This window comes from Echinicola sp. 20G (assembly GCF_015533855.1).
Lineage (GTDB): Bacteria > Bacteroidota > Bacteroidia > Cytophagales > Cyclobacteriaceae > Echinicola.
Genome location: NZ_AP024154.1, coordinates 323,318 through 343,200, shown reverse-complemented (window position 1 = coordinate 343,200; position 19,883 = coordinate 323,318). Strand labels below are relative to the sequence as shown.

18 protein-coding genes and 1 tRNA gene are annotated in these 19,883 nt (G+C 41.9%); 16 read left to right on the top strand and 3 right to left on the bottom strand.

Features of this window, described 5'->3' with window-relative positions; translation table 11 throughout:
- Window positions 1-24: 24 nt before the first annotated feature.
- A complete protein-coding gene (locus JL001_RS01665) occupies window positions 25-1,161 on the top strand; it encodes a cytochrome-c peroxidase (protein ID WP_200974390.1) in 1,137 nt (378 codons plus the stop codon).
- Window positions 1,162-1,454: 293 nt separating this feature from the next.
- Here the strand turns inward: JL001_RS01665 and JL001_RS01660 are convergent, their stop codons facing one another.
- Window positions 1,455-3,521, bottom strand: a complete 2,067-nt coding sequence (locus JL001_RS01660; protein WP_200974389.1) for a family 20 glycosylhydrolase — start codon at window positions 3,519-3,521, stop codon at window positions 1,455-1,457.
- Between the two features lie 622 nt (window positions 3,522-4,143).
- Here JL001_RS01660 and JL001_RS01655 point away from each other — a divergent pair.
- The 4 genes from JL001_RS01655 to JL001_RS01640 all read left to right on the top strand — a co-directional run bounded on the left by JL001_RS01655 (window position 4,144) and on the right by JL001_RS01640 (window position 7,222).
- Window positions 4,144-4,779 carry a DUF2306 domain-containing protein gene (locus JL001_RS01655; RefSeq protein WP_200974388.1) on the top strand — a complete coding sequence of 212 codons (636 nt, stop codon included), beginning with the start codon at window positions 4,144-4,146 and terminating at the stop codon, window positions 4,777-4,779.
- 259 nt (window positions 4,780-5,038) lie between these two features.
- A complete protein-coding gene (locus tag JL001_RS01650; RefSeq protein ID WP_200974387.1) occupies window positions 5,039-5,635 on the top strand; it encodes a dihydrofolate reductase family protein in 597 nt (198 codons plus the stop codon).
- Window positions 5,636-5,907: 272 nt separating this feature from the next.
- Window positions 5,908-6,306 carry a hypothetical protein gene (locus tag JL001_RS01645; protein WP_236252668.1) on the top strand — a complete coding sequence of 133 codons (399 nt, stop codon included), beginning with the start codon at window positions 5,908-5,910 and terminating at the stop codon, window positions 6,304-6,306.
- A 64-nt stretch (window positions 6,307-6,370) separates the two neighbouring features.
- Window positions 6,371-7,222, top strand: a complete 852-nt coding sequence (locus JL001_RS01640) for an HAEPLYID family protein (protein WP_200974386.1) — start codon at window positions 6,371-6,373, stop codon at window positions 7,220-7,222.
- A 229-nt stretch (window positions 7,223-7,451) separates the two neighbouring features.
- Here JL001_RS01640 and JL001_RS01635 read toward each other — a convergent pair.
- Together JL001_RS01635 and JL001_RS01630 are read right to left on the bottom strand one after the other, a co-directional pair.
- Window positions 7,452-7,533 (bottom strand) — tRNA-Leu (locus JL001_RS01635).
- Between the two features lie 306 nt (window positions 7,534-7,839).
- Window positions 7,840-8,619 carry an S-adenosyl-l-methionine hydroxide adenosyltransferase family protein gene (locus JL001_RS01630; RefSeq protein WP_200974385.1) on the bottom strand — a complete coding sequence of 260 codons (780 nt, stop codon included), beginning with the start codon at window positions 8,617-8,619 and terminating at the stop codon, window positions 7,840-7,842.
- 102 nt (window positions 8,620-8,721) lie between these two features.
- On the opposite strand from JL001_RS01630, the gene JL001_RS01625 reads away from it, so the two are divergent.
- The 11 genes from JL001_RS01625 (at window position 8,722) to pgk (ending at window position 19,845) form a co-directional block, all read left to right on the top strand.
- On the top strand, window positions 8,722-9,717 hold the full coding sequence (locus JL001_RS01625) for a PhoH family protein (protein ID WP_200974384.1): 996 nt from the start codon (window positions 8,722-8,724) through the stop codon (window positions 9,715-9,717).
- Window positions 9,680-10,117, top strand: a complete 438-nt coding sequence (locus JL001_RS01620; protein WP_200974383.1) for a GNAT family N-acetyltransferase — start codon at window positions 9,680-9,682, stop codon at window positions 10,115-10,117. Before JL001_RS01625 ends, JL001_RS01620 begins: the two co-directional genes overlap by 38 nt.
- Before the next feature lie 83 nt (window positions 10,118-10,200).
- Window positions 10,201-10,740 carry a DUF3575 domain-containing protein gene (locus JL001_RS01615; protein ID WP_370567346.1) on the top strand — a complete coding sequence of 180 codons (540 nt, stop codon included), beginning with the start codon at window positions 10,201-10,203 and terminating at the stop codon, window positions 10,738-10,740.
- A gap of 162 nt (window positions 10,741-10,902) precedes the next feature.
- Entirely contained in the window at window positions 10,903-12,858 is a 1,956-nt protein-coding gene (locus JL001_RS01610) for a ComEC/Rec2 family competence protein (protein WP_200974382.1), read from the top strand.
- A 65-nt stretch (window positions 12,859-12,923) separates the two neighbouring features.
- Window positions 12,924-13,700: an enoyl-CoA hydratase/isomerase family protein gene (locus JL001_RS01605; protein WP_200974381.1), complete on the top strand. Its 777-nt coding sequence runs from the start codon at window positions 12,924-12,926 to the stop codon at window positions 13,698-13,700.
- 1 nt (window position 13,701) lies between these two features.
- Window positions 13,702-15,624 carry an ATP-dependent DNA helicase RecQ gene (locus tag JL001_RS01600; RefSeq protein WP_200974380.1) on the top strand — a complete coding sequence of 641 codons (1,923 nt, stop codon included), beginning with the start codon at window positions 13,702-13,704 and terminating at the stop codon, window positions 15,622-15,624.
- Window positions 15,621-16,202, top strand: coding sequence for a hypothetical protein (locus JL001_RS01595; protein ID WP_200974379.1), 582 nt, complete (start codon window positions 15,621-15,623; stop codon window positions 16,200-16,202). Before JL001_RS01600 ends, JL001_RS01595 begins: the two co-directional genes overlap by 4 nt.
- 5 nt (window positions 16,203-16,207) lie before the next feature.
- A complete protein-coding gene (locus JL001_RS01590) occupies window positions 16,208-16,759 on the top strand; it encodes an NUDIX hydrolase (protein ID WP_200974378.1) in 552 nt (183 codons plus the stop codon).
- Window positions 16,760-16,932: 173 nt separating this feature from the next.
- On the top strand, window positions 16,933-17,649 hold the full coding sequence (locus tag JL001_RS01585; protein WP_236252667.1) for a tetratricopeptide repeat protein: 717 nt from the start codon (window positions 16,933-16,935) through the stop codon (window positions 17,647-17,649).
- A complete protein-coding gene (locus tag JL001_RS01580) occupies window positions 17,649-18,611 on the top strand; it encodes an L-threonylcarbamoyladenylate synthase (protein ID WP_200974377.1) in 963 nt (320 codons plus the stop codon). The genes JL001_RS01585 and JL001_RS01580 overlap by 1 nt, the downstream gene beginning before the upstream one ends.
- A 34-nt stretch (window positions 18,612-18,645) precedes the next feature.
- Window positions 18,646-19,845, top strand: coding sequence for a phosphoglycerate kinase (gene pgk, locus JL001_RS01575; protein ID WP_200974376.1), 1,200 nt, complete (start codon window positions 18,646-18,648; stop codon window positions 19,843-19,845).
- Window positions 19,846-19,883 lie beyond the last annotated feature (38 nt).

The following is a 19,883-nucleotide window of genomic DNA, read 5'->3' as shown; positions in this document are numbered from 1 at the left end:
GGAAATTTGATCCTGAACAAACCTATGAAAACACGTCAAAATAAGTCAGTCAATATCATTTTAATCTTAGCCACCCTTTTGTGGTGTGGCTTTATTACTTACCAACGCAGTCAGTACACAGCGGATGAACTGCGGGAAATCTACAGCAAACCTTCTTCTGAATGGCCTTCGCCAAATGTGGATGATGACATTGCTTGGGAAGAAATCGCACCGATTCCCCCTTCTCCCTACAAGGATGTGGACTCTCTGCAACCTTTGGTGGATTTGGGCAAAGTATTGTTTTTTGATCCGAGACTAAGTTCTTCGGAACAAATTTCCTGCTCTTCATGTCATGACCCCCAGCTTTCCTGGAGCAATGGCAGGACTGTGGGAATAGGACATGACCACCAGTTGGGGCAGAGAAATACACCAAGCTTATTTTATACTTGGGCAGGCAAGAGCTTCTTTTGGGACGGCCGGGCAAATAGCCTGGAGGACCAGGCCAAGCAACCAGTGGCCAATCCAGTGGAAATGCATCAAGGTTTGGATGACCTCCCTGCCAAACTGGATCAAATACCTGGCTACCATCCTTATTTTGAAGAGGCGTATGGAGATGGCCAAATTACGGTGGACCGGATTGCTTCTGCCTTGGCTTATTTTCAGCGTACATTAGAAGGGAGAACCAGTGATTTGGATAAGTTCCTGAAAGGAAAGAAAGACGCAATGAGTGATGAGGCGCTAAGGGGACTCCACCTGTTTAGAACCAAGGCCAGGTGCATGAACTGCCATAATGGCCCTTTTCTTACGGACAATAGATTCCACAATTTGGGCCTTCATTATTTTGGCAGGAAGTATGAAGATCTGGGAAGGTATAATATCACAAAGGACACCGCGGATGTAGGTAAGTTCAAAACACCGACATTGAGAGAAGTCATGCGCACAGGCCCCTGGATGCACAATGGACTTTTTGGAAGTATGCAGGGAATTATGAACATGTATGACCACGGGATGGCCAGGCCAAAACCTCGGCCGGAATTCAAAGATGATCCGCTTTGGCCGACTACCTCAGAAATACTAAAGCCCTTGGGTTTGACACAAGAGGAAAAGGAAGACTTGATGGCTTTTCTGGAATCCATGACCACCACTATCTACCGCATGCCCAGGCCAGAACTCCCACAATAAGCTAAAATAATTAAATTGTCACTCCCCGAACTGTGTCTCACAGGTAGGGGAGTGATATGCAGTAATGCCCAGCGAGGCTCCATGGCACGTTGAAGGAAATTGCTAGCGCTACAGTCTAGCATCTAAAATCTAACACCTAACATCTTTCCAAACTTCCCACTTCGTTCTCCAGGCTCCTCACTTCCTCCTTCGAGCTTCCCACTTCCTACTTCAAACTTCCCACTTCCAGTACCTACAATCTATGGACAATTCCAACCAACCAAGTGCCATTGGCACCTAGAGAAACCCCTATGTTACTGCTCAAGATGTTCAGATAGCTTTTCCAAAAACAACATCTCCGCATAAAATTGCCAGTCGAAATTGATGGACTGATTGGCCAGGTGAACATGATGATCTTGGTCCAATAGGTAGTTGTCAGGTTTGTGGATAAGCCTGGTTTTGCTATAGACCTTTTCAAGTTCATTTCTGACCGACTGAAATTCATTAGGCAAATTATTTAAAGCAGTTTTGGCGCTGGACCTTTCCTTTTCCGTTGTGGCCATATCAAAATCTTTGAGTAACAACAAGGCATGGTTAGAAAAATGGACCAGGTTATTCACTTGCTCATAGACCTCCAAGGTGTATTCATTACGGAGGGTCTTTGATTTCAGTGTTTTGATTTTCTCCTTTAGTGAAGCAGTGGTCGCTACCGCTTGTTCTGCTTGCTGTAACCTTTCTTCATTCGCTTTGGTCCATGCTCCTGGACTATCAAGGTCGGGTAACGCAATGACAGCTGTTTCTTTTGGGTTCTCGGAGCGCATAAGGTAATTACGCTTGTTTCCTGTAAGCAATGCATTCTTCCAAAAAGCAACCGGGTTTTCCAGGGAATCAATAAAAGCAAATGAATCATCGGCCAATGCATTGGCAAACGCCCGGCGCCTATAAAGGGATTTGACTTCTTCCACACTTCGCTTATCTCCAGCCCATGCATATTCCGCAAAGGCGAGGATGCCTCGGTTGTAGAGTTCAAAATGGGGGGAGTCATCATCCCAAAGTGTCAGCAAGAGCCTACCTAAATTATTTTCAATGGAAGATACCGCAAATGACTTAATGGACCGGATGTTACTTTCATTTTGGGGCATAAGTACCCAGCGGGTTTGTCCAGCTGTGGCTCCCATTACTTTTAGTCCGTTTTCATCATACCATTGCATGGCCTTTTGGTTACCGTAGAGCTCGGGGTGAAGGTAACTCCATCGCATATAAATGCAGTTCTTGGGGAAATCTTCCAAAAAGGCTTCCAATTTAGGGCCATTAGTTGCCCACAGGGAGTCCGTTTCTTCCTTGGTGTATTTGGAGTCGTGGGTAGGTCCATACACACCGGCAAACTTAAGGGGCATATCATCCCAAAAAATGGGAATGCGATCATGTTCTTCTGCAAAGGCCGTCACCTTGTTGAGCCACATCAGTTGTAGTTCCAAGTTCGATTTACCACTGTTTCTTCCGGTAGTGTGTACCTCATCACCCCCAATGTGCAGGTATTTTCCATGAGGTGTGGCCTTAAGGGCATCTTCATACAGGTCAAACTGCACCTCATAGGTCTTTTCATCCAGCGGATTGAATGCCCAGTCGCTTTCAGGATTGTCCCTGAGTGCTTTGTATTCATCGTGTTTTAAAATAAAGCTAGCATGTCCGAGACCTTGGATCAAGGGACTGATTTCAATGTGTTTTGCATGCGCATAATCACTCAGGTCTTTCCATTCTGCTAGGGTAAAGGCATCAGCAGAGGCAACGGTTGGTTGCTGTTCGTACTGCAGCTTATCTTCCAGTTCCAGGATGATGCCATTGATTTTATAATGTGCCAGTTTGTCGATGAGACTATAATAGTATTCAAGCGTCTCCCTATGATGTTTGATGTCCAAGTGGATAGATCGGTACGCCAGTTTAGGATAATCAGTGATGGTACATGCAGGAAGCGTTACCTGTTGTTCCTCCGCATCCAGGCATAGCTGCTGAAGGCTTTCAAAGGCATACAAAAGCCCTGCTTCATCTTGGGCATCTATGGTAACCTGATCTTGTGAAATTTCCATGCGATACCCACCTGAAACCAAACCCAAAGTAGGATCGATTTGGTAGACAACAGTCGCTTCTGTATCACTTTTGACAGCGGATAAGGAGGTTGACAGGGACGATTTTGGAAGAGGTGTTTGGTCCAATCCATAATAACTTATGATGTCATCAGCATGAAGGTCACTTACACCAGAAATCTCAAATTCCTGTGGTGAAGGTAATAATTTGAAATCGCCTAATGTCGAAGACTTTTTAGTGCATGCTTGGAGCGAGACTGTAAATACGAACAAGAGCCTCAGAAGAGAACGTATCATAATGGTATGTTTATAAGAATAGATTTTCCTAAATGTAATTGTTTTACTTATAAGAAAAAAATAATGTGAAAATTTTCATATTAGTAAAAATGGTATTTTGAAATTAATTGATAAATATAGAAAGTAAATGAAAGAGATTGGCAGGCTTACCCTTTTGCCCAAACCATCTACCATCCAACTTCAAGCTTCCTCTTTTGTCCTTCCCTCTTTTGATTCAAGGGAGGTCATTTATAAAGGTCCCAAGCCTAATCCTTTTCAAGGAATAGTTTCACATTGCTCGATATATAAACCAAAGAAAGTGCTATCAGTTCTTTTCTAACATCTGAAATCTAGAGTCTAACACCTATCCTAACTTCCCGCTTCCCACTTTCCCTTCCAGCATCCTATGGACAATACTAATAGGCCCCCCGTTATTATGATCCTGGTTTCCAAAAGAAATAGTCTCATCTTAGAAAAGGGAGCATGTCATTAAGTTTGTCTCCAAATTCCCAATGATAGATTAGAAAATACTTCAGGTTTCTTCAAACAAAGAAATTAAACTTTTCTCTTACCTGAAAAGTCACTCTTTTATATATTGTATTGAAACACAATTACTTTTGGTATTGAATATTTAGTTATACGGATGAAGAAAATAATCAATAAAACGACTTGGTGGATTTTTGGGGGTCTATGTGTGATAATCGGGCTCTATCCATTGATTTACTTTTTAGTAGATCGGCATTTTGGTCTTTTGTCTTCCAAGAGTCAGGAAATCTTGGCTAACCTGGGGTGGAATTTGGGCTTTTATGGTCATATCATTCTGGGGGGACTGGCATTGCTGGTGGGGTGGACACAGTTCAATTCCCAATGGCGAAAAAGAGAGACAAAGCTCCATAGGAATATAGGGAAGCTCTATATAATTGCGGTGCTGATCAGTGGGGTTTGTGGTATTTATATAGCCCAGTTTGCCACGGGAGGGATCAGTAATGTGATAGGCTTTTCGATGAGTGGCACAGTTTGGCTGCTGACCACCATCTTGGCATACCAGGCCATAAGAAAAGGCCAGTTGGAAAAGCATCAAAACTATATGATCTACAGTTACGCCGTTTGTTTTTCAGCCATAACCCTGAGAATTTGGTTACCGATTTTGACTATGGCATTGGGAGAGTTTCAGGCTGCCTATCTTATTGTGGGGTGGCTGAGCTGGGTACCTAATTTGATCATTGCTTATTTTATCATCCAAAGTAAAAAAAGAAAGCCCATCACCAGTATAGCCTAAAATAACAAAGTCCTACCATTATTAATCTAATCTATATCACGCAGCCAAGTGCTCAATTTCCTACTGGTCAGCCTACAGGTAGACCTCCCTCTTTGCGTTCCGTACCCTTTGTGGTTTTGCTATTAAAAGTTCTAAATCTTTACAATAAATAATAGGTTAGCTGAACATGGCGAATTGAACCCCTGAGATTGTCGCATTCCCACACTGGATAGTTGTGTGTTTTTGAGGAGATTGAACTTTGAAATCAAACAATACATACATGAGAAAAATAATAGTTTTATCAATGGTTACCTTGGACGGCGTCATTCAGGGACCGGGCGGGCCGGAAGAAGACCGGGCTGATGGATTTGATTTTGGAGGGTGGGTGGCCCCTTACAGTGATGAAGCATATGATGCTGCTGTAGGGAGGGAGTTGGCCGAAAAGGTGGACTATCTCTTAGGACGGTTGACATTTGAAATTTGGGAAAACTACTGGCCAGCACATTCAGATTTTTGGCCGGAAATCAACGAGGGGACCAAATACGTATTTTCTGGTACCAGGATGGAGTCTGATTGGAAAAATACGGTATTTCTAAAGTCTTTGGTTGATCTCCAAAAGCTTAAGGAAACTGAAGGAAAAGATATTCAAGTATGGGGAAGTGCAGCGCTTATCCAGTTGCTGTTGAAACAGGATTTGGTAGATGAACTTCGACTAAAAATTCATCCTTTAACTTTAGGGAAAGGTAAAAAGCTTTTCAGTGAAGGGGTAATACCCGCTGCATTTACTTTGACTGAATGCAGCAGCACAACCAAGGGAGTGATTTTAGCCAATTACAAACGAGCAGGAAAGGTGGAAACAGGAACCATGGGTATATAAAGTCGTGCATACTTGCAAATATGTAAATCCCAGATGTAGAGGTATGCTTTTCTAATTCAGGTTTGTGGGACTTTTACTTCAACCACCACTCCTTCCTGTCTGTCATCCTATATGCTTCCCCAATCATTAGATGTGTATTCATATATGGATGGGGATGGTTATTGACCAAGTTTTTCCCTTACATTTCAAGAAGTAGATGTTTTTTGGGATATTAGCTGAACATTGTCATAAATGCCTAGCTGAAAATTCCACAAACCACATACCTTTACAGGGTGATCTCTAAATTGAGAAATAGCGCATGGTTGAGGTTCCTTTGGGGACTGATGGGCTGGTACTTGCTGAATATCAGTGTGGATGCCGCAGACCCTTTCCCTAATTACGTGCCAGAGGATTTGACTTTCAATGACCAGGAAAGTTTAGTGGAGATTTTTGTTGAAAAAATATTGGGTTTTGAAAACGCTATCCCTGAGTATGATGATCCAGACGCAGAGGACCATAACCAGAAAAATATTGGGAAGCTGGAATGTGTCCTGAATTCTCACCACAATTTTTATGAAATACCACTATTGTACATAAAGCTGAAATTACACTTTCCTGCTCATAACGGGCAGCTAAAAAGTGGCTTTTTTAGGATAGATACCCCCCCGCCTGACTTTGGTTTGTTTGGATAATCGCAAGGGTCGATCAGTCAATAGGTGATCGATAGAATTTATTGTTTCAACCAACCATTTAAAAATGAACATTTTAAATAAATGGGTGCCAATGTTATTGCTGGCATCCACAGCCCCTGCTTGGGCTCAAGTTTCCGAAGCAGAGCGGGATAGTCTTTTTATTCAAGAAGTAGAAGAGCAGAAAGCTCCTGCCAAGGTCTTGCATGCAGAGCCACTATATATAGACTTAATTAGGGATCTTGGGGCACGAAAAGGTGAAAGAGAGTGGAATTTGGGCCTTGGACTAACGGACAACCTTTCTTATGACAGTTATGAAGCGTTGATAGAGTACGAATGGGCGCCCGTAGATAGGTTAGGTTTGGAGGTGGAATTGCCTTTTACCTTTTTTACTGCCGGTGCGAAAAGGGAACAGGGAGAAGTCCCTTCCAATAGGTTAAATAGTGTAAAGGTGGCAGCCCAGTGGTCCTTTTTTGTGAACGAGAAAATGGCTACATCTATGGCCCTGGGGTATATCAATGAGTTTGAACTTTCTGATTTTGGAAGCTTTGGAAATCCCTTGATTACTGGAAATGTGTACAATCCTTTTTTGGTGGTAGCCAAACGATGGTGCAGGAATTATCACTCCTTGGTGTACACAGGTCCTGTCATTGGGCAGGACTTTAATTCAAAAGATTGGCATTATGCCTATGATGTCAATACAAGTTTCCATTATATGATTCCCGGTACTAGGAACTTCATTGGAATGGAGGTAAATAAGACCTTTGAGGAAAATGATTTTAATATGACCCTTCGCCCACAGATGCGCGTAGGAATTGCGGATCATTTGATGGTCGGAATTGTAGGAGGGATTCCTGTCAGTAGGGAAGGTGAAAGGCTGAGTTCCTTTATACGCTTGATTTGGGAGCCTCCCCACTAGATGGTAGGGTTTTCGTAATCACGCCCCATAACTAAACCACAAGGTTCCAAGTCTTTGTACCCTGCGTAGGCTTGGAACCCTAATTTATTATTTAGCTTGTACCTAATTTTTTCCTCGTTCTAGAAATATGATGTAATCCCGGTAATCCAGAAAAATTCTACGTCGTTTGTCAATGGTTTGTCCGAAAACAGAAAAACCCCTTCTGATTTGCATCTGAAGGGGTTTTGTGTACCCAGGGCCGGAGTCGAACCGGCACGCCCGAAGGCATTGGTGTTTGAGACCAACGCGTCTACCAATTCCGCCACCTGGGCTTGTTTTGATTCCGTTCCTTCCTGAACGGGATGCAAATATGGACAAAGATTTTTTTCTATGCAATACCCTGAGCTTACTTCTTGTTATTTTTTTGAGGATTGACGTAGAGATTTTTAAAGAACAAGAAGTTTTTGCTCTATTAAATTATTGTAAATCATGTTGTTGAAGGAAGTTGGGTTTTGTGGAAAATAAATGAATCGAATTAAATATTTTTTTTAAAAACTTATTATATCCATCAAGTTTAAAGATTTTCCATGACCTCATAAAACAAACAAGGGGTGCTTAGTGTCTAACTTCCTTATTTATTACTCTTCAATTTGCTCAAAATTGATCATCACAGGGCTATCATATTTTAAGCCCAATAAGTCCGCACCATGTCCATGGTTGATCCCGATTTCCAGAAAGTCAAGGCTGTTAAAAAAGGCAAAGCAATCCCCGGGCTCTACATTGTCATAGGAGTTTTGGATTTCGGTCAAAACCTCACGGCTAAACTCTAAGGTGAATTTACCGGGATTAAGTTTGTTGAATACATCCTTGGGGATATTGGTGATCAAATTGCCATAATTGTCTACGCGAAGTACATGGCCCACGATTTGTCTTTTGGTGGCTTTGATCTGTCGGGGCATCATCTTTTTGATATTCTTCAAAGGTCCCCCAAAATCATGGATAGCCGCACCACTGGCTACCTTAGCGGCAATGGGGCCAAGGATGTCTTTAGCAGGGAAAGTGCTGTCTTTGATATGGATATCTGCAAATTGCACCACAATCCCTGGGTCATAATCTGCCAACATGCTCAATACTCCATTATTAGGGCCAATAAAAATATGTTCTTCTAGCTTGATGCCGATATAGCCAGCCGTCATATTGCTGGTGCTATTGATGGCCACTAAGTGAACTGTTCCCTTTGGGAAATCCTTGTAAACGGACCTTAGCACAAAAGCAGCATGGGCGATATCATAAGTCTCAATATGATGGGTGATGTCCACTATATTGAGCTGGGGGTTAATCGATAACATCTTGGCTTTTACTGCAGGTACATAATAATCACAATCTCCAAAATCAGACAGGAATGTTACTAGGGCCATGGAACGAAGTCAATTAAAATTTTGTACTTTTGTAAGAGTAACAAAAATAGAAATTTTATTCTTGTAAGAATAATCTAACATCGCTAAATACAAAATAACGGATTGGTAGAAAAGGTAATTACTTTAGAAAATATTCCGCTTTTGGATTTTCTCGGTACCGAGAATGAGAATATCCGGCAAATCGCTGCGGCTTTCCCAAAAAGCAAAATTGTTTCCCGCGGAAATGAAATTCGAATTCAGGGCAGGGCTCCTGAGATCATCCGAATCAATGACGTTTTGAACATGCTGCTTCAGCACTTTAATCGTTTTGGTCAAGTGACTCCCGAGAATGTGAAGGAGTATATTGACTTGGAAGGGGTTCCTTTTGAGGAAGACCGTAAAAATGATGTAATTGTATTTGGTAATAAAGGCTTGGCCATTAAGCCAAAGTCTGCTAATCAACGTAAGCTGGTTGATGCTGCTTTTAAGAATGATCTTGTTTTTGCTCTTGGGCCTGCTGGTACTGGAAAGACCTACATCGCAGTGGCCTTGGCAGTAAGGGCGCTAAAAAACAGGGAGGTCAAAAGGATCATTATTACACGCCCTGCAGTGGAAGCTGGTGAGAATCTAGGATTCCTGCCGGGGGATCTGCAGGAAAAATTAGATCCCTATTTACGGCCGATCTATGATGCTTTGGGAGATATGGTACCTCCGGAGAAGTTGAAATTTTATCAGGAAAACAGGGTTATTGAGATTGCGCCTTTGGCTTATATGCGAGGAAGGACCCTGAATGATGCCTTTGTGTTATTGGATGAGGCGCAGAATACCACCAGGGAACAAATTAAAATGTTTTTGACCAGAATGGGCCCCAACTCCAAAGTAATCATCAATGGTGACCAAAGCCAAGTGGATTTGCCCAGTAAGCAAAAATCTGGTTTAAGAGAAGCTTTGAGGGTATTGAAAGATGTCAAAGGAATCGGAGTGGTGCAGCTCAGTGGCAAGGATGTGATCCGACACAAACTGGTGAAGTCCATCATAGCGGCCTACGATACAGATGAATTGCAAAAGGAACAGTTTAAAAATGAGCAGAATCGTCAGAAAGGTCAAAACGGAGACTGATTTAGAAACTATTTTTGACATCAGGCAAAAAGTATTCGTGGAGGAGCAAGAGGTAGCTCCGGAAGAAGAATACGATGAGTATGAAAAGACCTCAACCCATTTTTTTGCGATGTTGGATGGGAAGCCGGCAGGAACCGCTCGGTGGAGATTTACCAATAAAGGGATTAAATTAGAACGGTTTGCAGTGCTAAAGCAGGCAAGAGGAAAGGGTGTAGGGCAAGCTTTGGTCAAAGCTGTAATAGATGATATTGCCGCTACTCCTGAGGCGGTGGATAAGCTATTGTATATGCATGCCCAATTAGACGCGGTTCCACTTTATGCCAAATTCGGTTTCCAAAAAATAGGGGACATTTTTAGTGAATGTGATATACTACATTACAAAATGGAGCGATATTTGTGAGTTGTAGGGAGGTTGTTTTACACCTATAAGCAAGTCGTATCAATAAATTTACCTTTAATTATCTTTTAATTGATTTAAGTAACATGATGAAAAAGTATACTCTTTTGATGTTTTTGTTGGGCCTAGCCTTTCATACCAGTGCGCAGACTGAGAGCGATTATAACCAACATGAGATTAAGTTGAATATTCTAAATACCATCGTCCAAGGGTCTGTAGAGATTGGGTATGAGTATTTTGTGGATCGGGATCAATCCATCGGAGTGGAATACCTGATCAATGACCGTTTTGGTTATAATGGTCAAGGAAATGGCAAAGAATATAATACCAACAGTATTTTGGTGTCCTACAATTTTTACTTTCTGAATGATTATGATCCAGCAAGCTTATATGTTTATCCCTTTTTTAAATACCGATTTGGAGACTTTACAGAGCCTGATGAACCTTTTGTGACAGACATGAACAGTGCGATGCTGGGGATTGGGGTAGGTTACAAATGGGTGCAACGAGACAAGTTTGCCATTGCTCCATATGTCAATATTGCCAGGGGATTTAGTCAAGAAGTGACAGATCGTTTTTCTGCAGTAGAAATCAATGCAGGTGTAAGCATTGGATATCGATTTTAATCAACAGTAGATCAATGAAATTAGTACAAGAGTTCGGAAGGATCTTTTGTAAATGCTAATCATAAATAAATTATAGAAAAGGGTTCCTATCTAAGGAGCCCTTTTCTATTTGATTGTTTACCAGTTATTTGCTACCTTATTTCTTTACTTTTTAATATAGTAATGAAGTTCAGTGAATATCCTTTTTTGCGCTATGTAATTTTTTATGCTTTGGGCGTAGTAGTTTATCCTTTTTTTGCCGACATACCTGTAATGGTATTCATGGGAGGTGTCTTATGCTTTTTGATGTTGGTTTATATCTTGATGCAATTGATTAATACTTTTAAAAGATCTTACCGTTTTAAAGTACTTTTTCCCTTTTTGTCTTATGTCTTACTTTTTCTTTCCGGGATTCTAATTTGTGATCACAAAGTGGCCACAAATCAGCCTGAACACTTAAGTAATTTCAAAGAGGTGGATGCTTATATAGCAGTAGTGAGTGAATATGATGAGCAAAAGGCCAACTCTATAGGGAATCGGCTTACTGTGTATTTTGTGAAAAATAAAGATGAGTGGAAGAAGGCAATAGGAGAGGTGCTGGTGTATCACCGCTTGGAGGAACCGCTGATGCCTGGTCAAATCTTGGTGCTACAAGGAGCTCCACAACTCATTGAAGCCCCTAAGAATCCAAAGGAGTTTAACTACCAAAAATTTATGGCCAATAAGCAAGTGTACCATCGCCAGTTTATAGGCAAAGAGGTTACTAGGTTAGGGGACTCAAAGGAAAATGGGCTTCAGCAAAATATTTTGAGTTTGCGGAAAAGTATCACAAGTGCAATAGATCAAGAGATTGAAGATGACCGAGCGAGACAGGTAGCCCAAGCGCTATTGGTAGGACAAAAATCCCAGTTGGAGGAGCAGGTAAGTGAGGCATATGTGACTGCTGGTGCCATGCATATTTTGGCTGTTTCTGGTTTGCACGTGGGGATGATATATGGGGTCTTTTTCTTGTTTTTCAAGCCTTCTAACCTTAAGCGGGTGAGCAAAATTCTACTTCTAACCGCTGTGATTCTCCTGGTCTGGTTATATGCCCTACTGACTGGAATGTCTCCCTCAGTCCTTCGAGCGGCAACGATGTTTACTTTGATTTCCTTATCTCAAATGAGGTCTAGTAGTCCCTCTATTTTTAATTCCTTGGCCCTCTCTGCTTTGATTTTGATGGCTTTTAACCCTTTTATAATTTTTGAAGTAGGCTTTCAATTGTCTTATGCTGCTATGGTTGGGATTCTGCTTTTGCAACCTTTGCTGGTGTCATTTTGGTTGCCCAAAAACAGGCTGGTTTTCTATGTTTGGGAGATCACCACTGTAAGTATTGCAGCTCAATTGGCGACCTTTCCCTTATCTGTGTATTACTTTCATGTATTTCCCAATTATTTTTTGTTATCTAATTTGGTGGCTATTCCAGGAGCTTTTTTGGTCATGTCAGTCGGGCTTCCTTTTATGGTTTTGAGTACTTTCGGTGTTTTTCTACTGCCCCTTTCTTACTTGTTGGAGCATTTGCTTAAGGGCTTGAACTATCTAATTTTTCTTTTCCAGGATTTGCCATTAGCCCAAACGGAAAGGATTTTTCTAGACTTTGGAAGCATCCTGCTGATTTGGGGAATATTAGCCTGTACCTACTTATTGCTTTCCCAAAGAAAAAAACAATATGCCTACTGGTTGACACTAATGATGGCCTTTTTGGTGGTTTGGCCCTGGCTAGGATATAAAAGTAAAAATCAGGAAGTTTATGTATATGCCTTGAAGAATGAAGACTTTGCAGTAGATTTTTATGCAGGTAAAAGCCTTTACAGTTACCAATCATCGAAGTCAGTAGAAGATATCAACTACCATGTTTTACCTCAAAGAGAAGCCATGCAGCCATTGACTGAATTCCAGCTAATGGGACAGAAAAAAGCAAACTCTGAAATGGTGCTTCTGCCGAATGGCGGGAAACTTATGAGAGTGGATGGTAAACTAATTGTAGCCGGGGTGGGAGTGAAAAGTATGGCTGCTTTTGAAAATGGAGAATGGATTGAACGGGAGTTCGCTGATAGTCTTTTGCTTAACCAATTCGCATACCGTTTAATTTTGAAGTGATGAAATCATTTGTTTGGAAGATCAGTTTTCCACACCTATCTTCAACTATCCAAGCACCAATAAATATGGAAGACCAAGTCAAACTTGAACAAAAGGACCGGTTGGGCTATATTATTTTAAATAGACCTGAAAAACGTAATGCCTTGAATGCCGCCATGGTCAAAGGGATTCAAGGGGCATTGGATGTATTCGAGCAAAGCAATACGGTCAAGGTTGTCATTATCAAAGCAGAGGGTAAGGTGTTTTGTAGTGGGGCTGATTTGGAGGACATCAAAAAGATGCAAACAAACACCTATGAGGAAAACTTACAGGACAGTCAGCTTTTAAAGGCATTGTTTTATCGACTTTATAATTTTCCAAAATTGGTGATTGCTCAGGTGCAGGGACATGCTTTAGCCGGTGGTTGTGGCTTGGTTTCTGTATGTGATTTTGTTTATGCTGCCCCTCAAGCCAAATTAGGCTATACAGAAGTGAAAATTGGTTTTGTGCCTGCGATGGTGTTGGTATTTTTGTTGAGGAAGTTGGGAGAAGGGAAAGCCAAGGAATTATTATTGGGAGGAGAATTGATAGAGGCATCCCAGGCAGTATCTGTAGGCCTGGTGAATGCGGTGATAGAACCTGAAAATTTGGATCAGAAAGTGCAGGAGTTGGCAAATCATTTTGTAGAACATAACTCGGGTTCATCGATGGCTCTGACCAAAGAAATGATCGGCAAGGTGCAGGGAATGCCTTTGGAAGATGCCCTTGATTATGCTGCCCAAATGAATGCTAGGGCCCGTGCTTCCGAGGACTGTAAGAAAGGCATTGCCGCATTTTTAGAGAAGAAAAAAATCCAGTGGTAAGTTGAAAAGCCAAGCATTATCCGTTCTTAAGAAAGTATTTGGCTATGATGATTTCAGGCCTATGCAGCAGGATATTGTACTTTCTGTAGCGGCTGGAAAAGACACTTTGGCATTGCTGCCCACAGGTGGTGGAAAATCCATTTGCTTCCAAGTGCCGGCTTTGATGCAGGAGGGGATTTGTGTGGTGGTCAGTCCGCTGATAGCCCTGATGAAAGACCAGGTGGATAACCTGCGCCGAAGGGGTGTTTTGGCCACGGCCATTTATTCTGGAATGAGAAAACGGGAGATAGATACCACTTTGGATAATTGCATCTACGGTGGGTATAAGTTTTTATATGTGTCTCCTGAGCGTTTAAAGACAGATTTGTTCATTGAGCGATTCAAAAGGATGAATGTCAATCTCATTGCCATTGATGAAGCACATTGTATATCGCAGTGGGGTTATGATTTCAGGCCTCCCTATTTGGAAATTGCGGAGTTGAGGAGTTATCATCCTAATGTACCTTTTATTGCCCTGACAGCATCAGCCACCCTGAAGGTTAAGGAGGATATCATTGAAAAATTACAGCTTGATGATCCTCAGGTATTTGTAAAGTCCTTTGCGCGAAAGAATCTGTCTTATGCTGTCCGAAAGGCGGAAAATAAGTTGGAGAAAGCCATGGAAATTCTTCAGAAGGTCAGTGGTTCGGCAATTGTGTATGTGAGAAGTCGCAAGGCGACCAAGGAATTGGCGATTGCCCTGCATCAATTGGGTATTTCTGCCACCTATTACCATGCTGGCTTGGACAAATCGGTCCGCGAGGCCAGACAGCAGGATTGGAAGCTGAATAAAATCCGGGTGATGGTGGCCACCAATGCATTTGGGATGGGGATTGACAAGCCTGATGTCCGCCTGGTAGTTCATGTGGATATGCCGGAAAATCTTGAAAACTATTACCAAGAGGCGGGTCGTGCAGGGAGAGATGAGTGGAAGGCTTTTGCCGTAATCCTCTATCATGATAGGGATATGGAGCTTTTGCAAGAAAGGGCCGAGCAGGCCTATCCTCCTGTGGAATTTATCAAGCGGGTTTACCAGAGTTTGGCCAACTACTACCGCATAGCCGTAGGGAGTAGTTTGATGGTAAGTTATGATTTTGAAATTACAACCTTTACGGATATATATAACCTGGACCTTTTGCTGACGTATAATGCTATCAAGTTGCTTCAAGAAGAAGGGCTGGTGGAGCTTAGTGAAGGTTTTTACAGTCCCAGTACTTTGCACTTTTTGGTGAATCAAAGTGAGTTGTACGCTTATCAAATAGCCCAGGCATCATTGGACCCATTGATCAAAGTGTTGTTGAGAATGTATGGAGGAGAGTTATTTACAGAGTACCTCAAGATCCGTGAAGATAAAATCGGGGCAATGCTCAATATGCCCGAAAGTCAAGTGGTCAGCCTGATGGAAAGGATGGAGACCTTAGGGATAGCTGCCTATAACAAGAAAAAGGACAAACCTCAGGTAACCCTTCTCACACCTAGGCATGATGCAGGCAGATTGCCTTTGAATGTCAAAAGAATTGACGAAAGAAGGAAGAACAGTATAGAGAAAGCCAAGGCGATGGTAGCGTATGTTGAAAACAACCTGCTTTGCCGTACCCAGCAGATTTTGACTTACTTTGGAGAAGAGAATGATGAGGATTGTGGCGTATGTGATGTTTGTCTAGATAAGAAACGATCTTCACATCTTGCCTCACATAGTTTCAAACTCAAAGAGAGATTGATGCAAACTTTAAACGCAGGGAGTTTGTTTACATACGAGGAACTAATGGCTAAGGCCAATTTGGCTAGTGATGATGAACAGGCTCATTTGACGTTGAGAGAAATGGAAGATGAAGGGTTGATCATCAGTTTAGCTGATGGTAGAATAAAGAGAAATACTGAATGAAATTTGTTGATACTATTCTTAAGAAATTATTTCCCGGAAACGGAGAGACTTATACCCATAAAGAAAACTTTTCGCAAGCTGATGGTGAGGCAGTTGAAATACAGGATTGGATGGCTTCAGAAGAGGGGAGGTCTATCTTTGAAATGATCTATAAGAACTATCATCTACAAAAAACTGGAGAGGAAATTACTCCTGAGATGCATGTATTTCGCTCGCCTTATGCCAATGGAATAGCGATTTTGTACGATTTGCCCCTAAAAACGAAAACTTTTTCGCAACTTTTCTTTGCTTTTGGCCAGCGAATCGTAGATTTAGGATATGAAAGGGTGAGTTTGGACCGGACCATTCAGGAAAGGGATCCCGGAGTCAATATCACCGAGAAACAGTACCTAAAGCCCAAAGCAACCTTCAAAGCAGATCAGACCGACCAACTTTTTGGGAATGTTGCTATCGAAAAGGTGTCGGTCAATCACCAACCTCAAATGATAAAAATCTTGGTCACGGTTTATTCTGACCGGCTGTACACCAAGGCCCGATCATTTGATGCCTTTATAGAAGCAATATTTAACCCCCAGTAATTTATATGAATAGAGAAGGACTAAAAAAAATACTGAAAAGCTACCGGACACCATTTGAGGAAGAGAAAAATTTTGTAGAGGAGTTTGTTGCGCTTACCGAAGATCCGCTAGCCTTTCTGAGAGAAAGAAATGAAGGACATTTTACGGCATCCGCCTGGATTGTCAACAAGACACGCACCCATGCTTTGTTGACCCATCATAGAAAGTTGAATCGCTGGCTGCAATTAGGTGGTCATGCTGATGGGAATGAAAACTTAATGGAGGTTGCCATGACAGAAGCCCGAGAAGAGAGTGGGCTGATTTCCCTGAAATTGGTGGACAGCTATATCTTTGATATTGACAAGCACATTATTCCCGCCAATGCTAAAGACCCTCAGCACTATCATTATGATGTACGTTTTCTGATTGAAGCGGCCATGGACGAGCCCTTGACCATAAGCCAGGAAAGTAAAGATTTGGCATGGGTAAGTTATGAAACAGTCCCTGATGTGGTTGCTGGCAATGAGTCAATCCTGAGAATGCTAGAAAAGACCAGTAAGTCAGAATTTGTTTATTAACAACAAAACCACTTTAGGCTTGGTTTTTGCTCAAAAGAACAGGTCTAATTTTATCAAATCTGTTTCTGAAAGAAATGCCTAAGCGACAAAGAGATTGTGTATTTGGTAAAGATCAGGCAAAAAGACTGCGATATCGCTTATAATTCTTATCTTTGTCTGAAAAATTACTAAAAGTGAGAAAAATAATATTACTTCCTTTGTTGATCGGGCTGTTGATGGGGTGTTCTCCCTCAGAGCAAGAGCTTTATGATAGAGGAGTCAAGGAATTAAGGTCGGGGAATTATCAAGAGTCAATTACTTATTTTGATAAAGTTATTGAAATCAATCCCGACAACACAGAAGCCCATAATGCAAAGGGAGTAGCATTTTTTGAACAAGAGAATTGGGACGCTGCTATAGCTTCTTTTAAGACATCGATGGAAAAAGATTCTACTTCTTATAAGCCGTACCTGAATTTAGGCAATGCTTATTTGGAGAAAAAAGAATTTAAGCAAGCGGTTATTAACTATAATATAGCCAGTTCTCTAGACCCGAACCAAACAGATATTTACTACAATCGCGGTTTGGCCCTTTTGGGAATGGAGGCCTATGAAGATGCTATTTTGGATTTTGACAATGCACTTCAAGTAGACCCCAGTCAGGCCCTTACCCACTTTAACCGAGGAAAAGCACTTATCGGCAACAATAACCCCGAGGAGGCGATCAATTCACTGCACAGATCCGTGGAGTTGGATGATCAAAATGGGGCAGCGTTTTATCTTTTGGGGGTTACAGAAATGAGCCTGACCAATACAAAAGAGGAAGGCTGCATGCATCTTAAGACAGCCTTAAAGTTAGGCTACACTGGTGCAAAGGAATGGATTGATGAATTTTGTGATACAGCATCTTGATGACAACAATCGGAAAGGATATTAGCAAAGCAAAACAACTCCTTGAAGCGGGTGAGTTGGTAGGAATCCCTACAGAGACAGTATATGGTTTGGCTGGAAATGCATTAAGTCCAGATGCTGTCAGTAAGATATTTGAAACTAAAAACCGACCTAGTTTTGATCCATTGATTGTTCATACGGGGAGTATTGAGCAGATCAGTGACTACACCACGGAGCTGTTACCGGAATTGAAAGAATTGGCTCAGGGGTTTTGGCCTGGACCATTGACGCTTTTACTTCCAAAAAAATCCATTGTACCAGACTTAGTGACCAGTGGTTTGGATCAGGTAGCGGTAAGGGTGCCTAGCCATCCTTTGACGAGAAAATTACTTTTATCACTTGATTTTCCATTGGCCGCTCCTAGTGCCAATCCTTTTGGTTATATTAGTCCTACCCAAGCCAGCCATGTGGTCGATCAGCTTGACGGAAAAATCCAGTATGTCTTGGATGGAGGTCCATGTCAAGTAGGTTTGGAAAGTACCATTGTGGGCGTAGAAGACGGCCAGGTTATTATTTACCGACTAGGAGGAGTGGAAGTTTCCGAAATCAAAAAGGTAGTAGGAAATGTCCTTATTTTACCACAATCCAGTAGTAATCCCAAGTCACCAGGCATGCTGAAAAGCCATTATGCCCCACGCATTCCTTTTGTATTGGGGGATTTGGACCAGTTGGTGCCTCATTACCTCAACAAAGGGGAAAAATTTGGCGTATTAAGCTTTACTAAGCTTTTTGATCAGGTAGATCCTGAAGATCAAAGGGTGCTAAGTGAGGAAGGGGATTTTCAGGAGGCAGCACAAAACCTATTTGCCTGCATGAGGTATTTGGACAATCAAAATGTCAATGTGATATTGTCCGAGGAGCTTCCGGAAAAGGGGCTCGGGAAAGCCATCAACGACCGTTTGAGAAGAGCCTCAGCGAGATAGAATTTTAGAAAAATCATATAAAACCTATTTAACCATGAACAGTAGGATAAAATCTGTTGACAACCTTAGTTTTGAGGGTAAAAGAGCCCTAGTTAGAGTAGACTTTAATGTGCCTTTGGATGGGGATTTAAAGGTTACTGATGATACCAGAATCCAGGCAGCCCTGCCCACCATCAACAAAATTTTGAATGATGGAGGATCTGTTGTTTTGATGTCGCATTTGGGAAGGCCTAAAACCGGACCTGAAGATAAGTTTTCCCTAAAGCATATTTTGCTTGATTTGGAAAAGGCATTGGACAGACCGGTGAAATTTGCACCTGATTGTATTGGTGCTGAAGCAAAGCAGTTGGCAACAGCTCTTAAGGGTGGAGAAGTTTTGTTACTTGAAAACCTGAGATTTTACCCTGAAGAAACCAAGGGAGATAAAGATTTTGCTGGTAAGCTAGCTTCTTTAGGAGACATCTATGTCAATGATGCTTTTGGAACAGCTCACCGTGCCCATGCTTCCACAGCCATTGTGGCAGAATTCTTTAATGATAAAGTTTGCGGTTACTTGATGCTTTCTGAGTTGGAGAATGCAGATAAGGTATTGGAAAACCCTGTGAGACCTTTCACGGCAATCATGGGAGGAGCGAAGATTTCTGATAAGATTTTGATCATCGAGAAGCTGTTGGATAAGGTGGATAACCTGATTATCGGTGGCGGGATGTCTTATACTTTTGCCAAAGCCAAAGGTGGATCTATTGGTGATTCATTGTTGGAGGCTGATAAGATGGAGTTGACCAAAGAATTGGAAGCCAAAGCCAAGGAAAAAGGAGTGAACCTCTATTTGCCTGTTGATAATATTACATCCAAAGAATTTGCGAATGATGCCGAGCAAGGTGCTTCCAAAAGCGGTGAAATTCCTGATGGATGGATGGGGCTTGATATCGGAGTTGAGACTCGTAAATTGTTCTCTGACGTCATCAAAAACTCCAAGACGATTCTTTGGAATGGACCGATGGGAGTGTTTGAAATGGAAAGTTTCGATAAAGGTACCAAAGCAGTAGCGGAGGCAGTGGTAGAAGCTACTGAAGGAGGATCGTTTAGCTTGATCGGTGGAGGTGACTCTGCTGCAGCCGTAAACAAATTTGGCTTTGGAGAAAAAGTTTCATTTGTTTCTACCGGTGGAGGTGCTTTGCTGGAGCACATGGAAGGAAAAGTGCTTCCTGGTGTTAAAGCATTGGAACCATAAATGATAAGACAAAGTAACGATTAACTGTAGGGGCTGCT

What these genes read in the sequence shown, in the direction of transcription:
- JL001_RS01665 (WP_200974390.1), top strand. Translation starts at nt 25, where the DNA reads ATGAAAACACGTCAAAATAAGTCAGTCAATATCATTTTAATCTTAGCC.
- JL001_RS01660 (WP_200974389.1), bottom strand. Translation starts at nt 3,521, where the DNA reads ATGATACGTTCTCTTCTGAGGCTCTTGTTCGTATTTACAGTCTCGCTC.
- JL001_RS01655 (WP_200974388.1), top strand. Translation starts at nt 4,144, where the DNA reads ATGAAGAAAATAATCAATAAAACGACTTGGTGGATTTTTGGGGGTCTA.
- JL001_RS01650 (WP_200974387.1), top strand. Translation starts at nt 5,039, where the DNA reads ATGAGAAAAATAATAGTTTTATCAATGGTTACCTTGGACGGCGTCATT.
- JL001_RS01640 (WP_200974386.1), top strand. Translation starts at nt 6,371, where the DNA reads ATGAACATTTTAAATAAATGGGTGCCAATGTTATTGCTGGCATCCACA.
- JL001_RS01630 (WP_200974385.1), bottom strand. Translation starts at nt 8,619, where the DNA reads ATGGCCCTAGTAACATTCCTGTCTGATTTTGGAGATTGTGATTATTAT.
- JL001_RS01620 (WP_200974383.1), top strand. Translation starts at nt 9,680, where the DNA reads ATGAGCAGAATCGTCAGAAAGGTCAAAACGGAGACTGATTTAGAAACT.
- JL001_RS01615 (WP_370567346.1), top strand. Translation starts at nt 10,201, where the DNA reads ATGATGAAAAAGTATACTCTTTTGATGTTTTTGTTGGGCCTAGCCTTT.
- JL001_RS01610 (WP_200974382.1), top strand. Translation starts at nt 10,903, where the DNA reads ATGAAGTTCAGTGAATATCCTTTTTTGCGCTATGTAATTTTTTATGCT.
- JL001_RS01605 (WP_200974381.1), top strand. Translation starts at nt 12,924, where the DNA reads ATGGAAGACCAAGTCAAACTTGAACAAAAGGACCGGTTGGGCTATATT.
- JL001_RS01595 (WP_200974379.1), top strand. Translation starts at nt 15,621, where the DNA reads ATGAAATTTGTTGATACTATTCTTAAGAAATTATTTCCCGGAAACGGA.
- JL001_RS01590 (WP_200974378.1), top strand. Translation starts at nt 16,208, where the DNA reads ATGAATAGAGAAGGACTAAAAAAAATACTGAAAAGCTACCGGACACCA.
- JL001_RS01580 (WP_200974377.1), top strand. Translation starts at nt 17,649, where the DNA reads ATGACAACAATCGGAAAGGATATTAGCAAAGCAAAACAACTCCTTGAA.
- pgk (WP_200974376.1), top strand. Translation starts at nt 18,646, where the DNA reads ATGAACAGTAGGATAAAATCTGTTGACAACCTTAGTTTTGAGGGTAAA.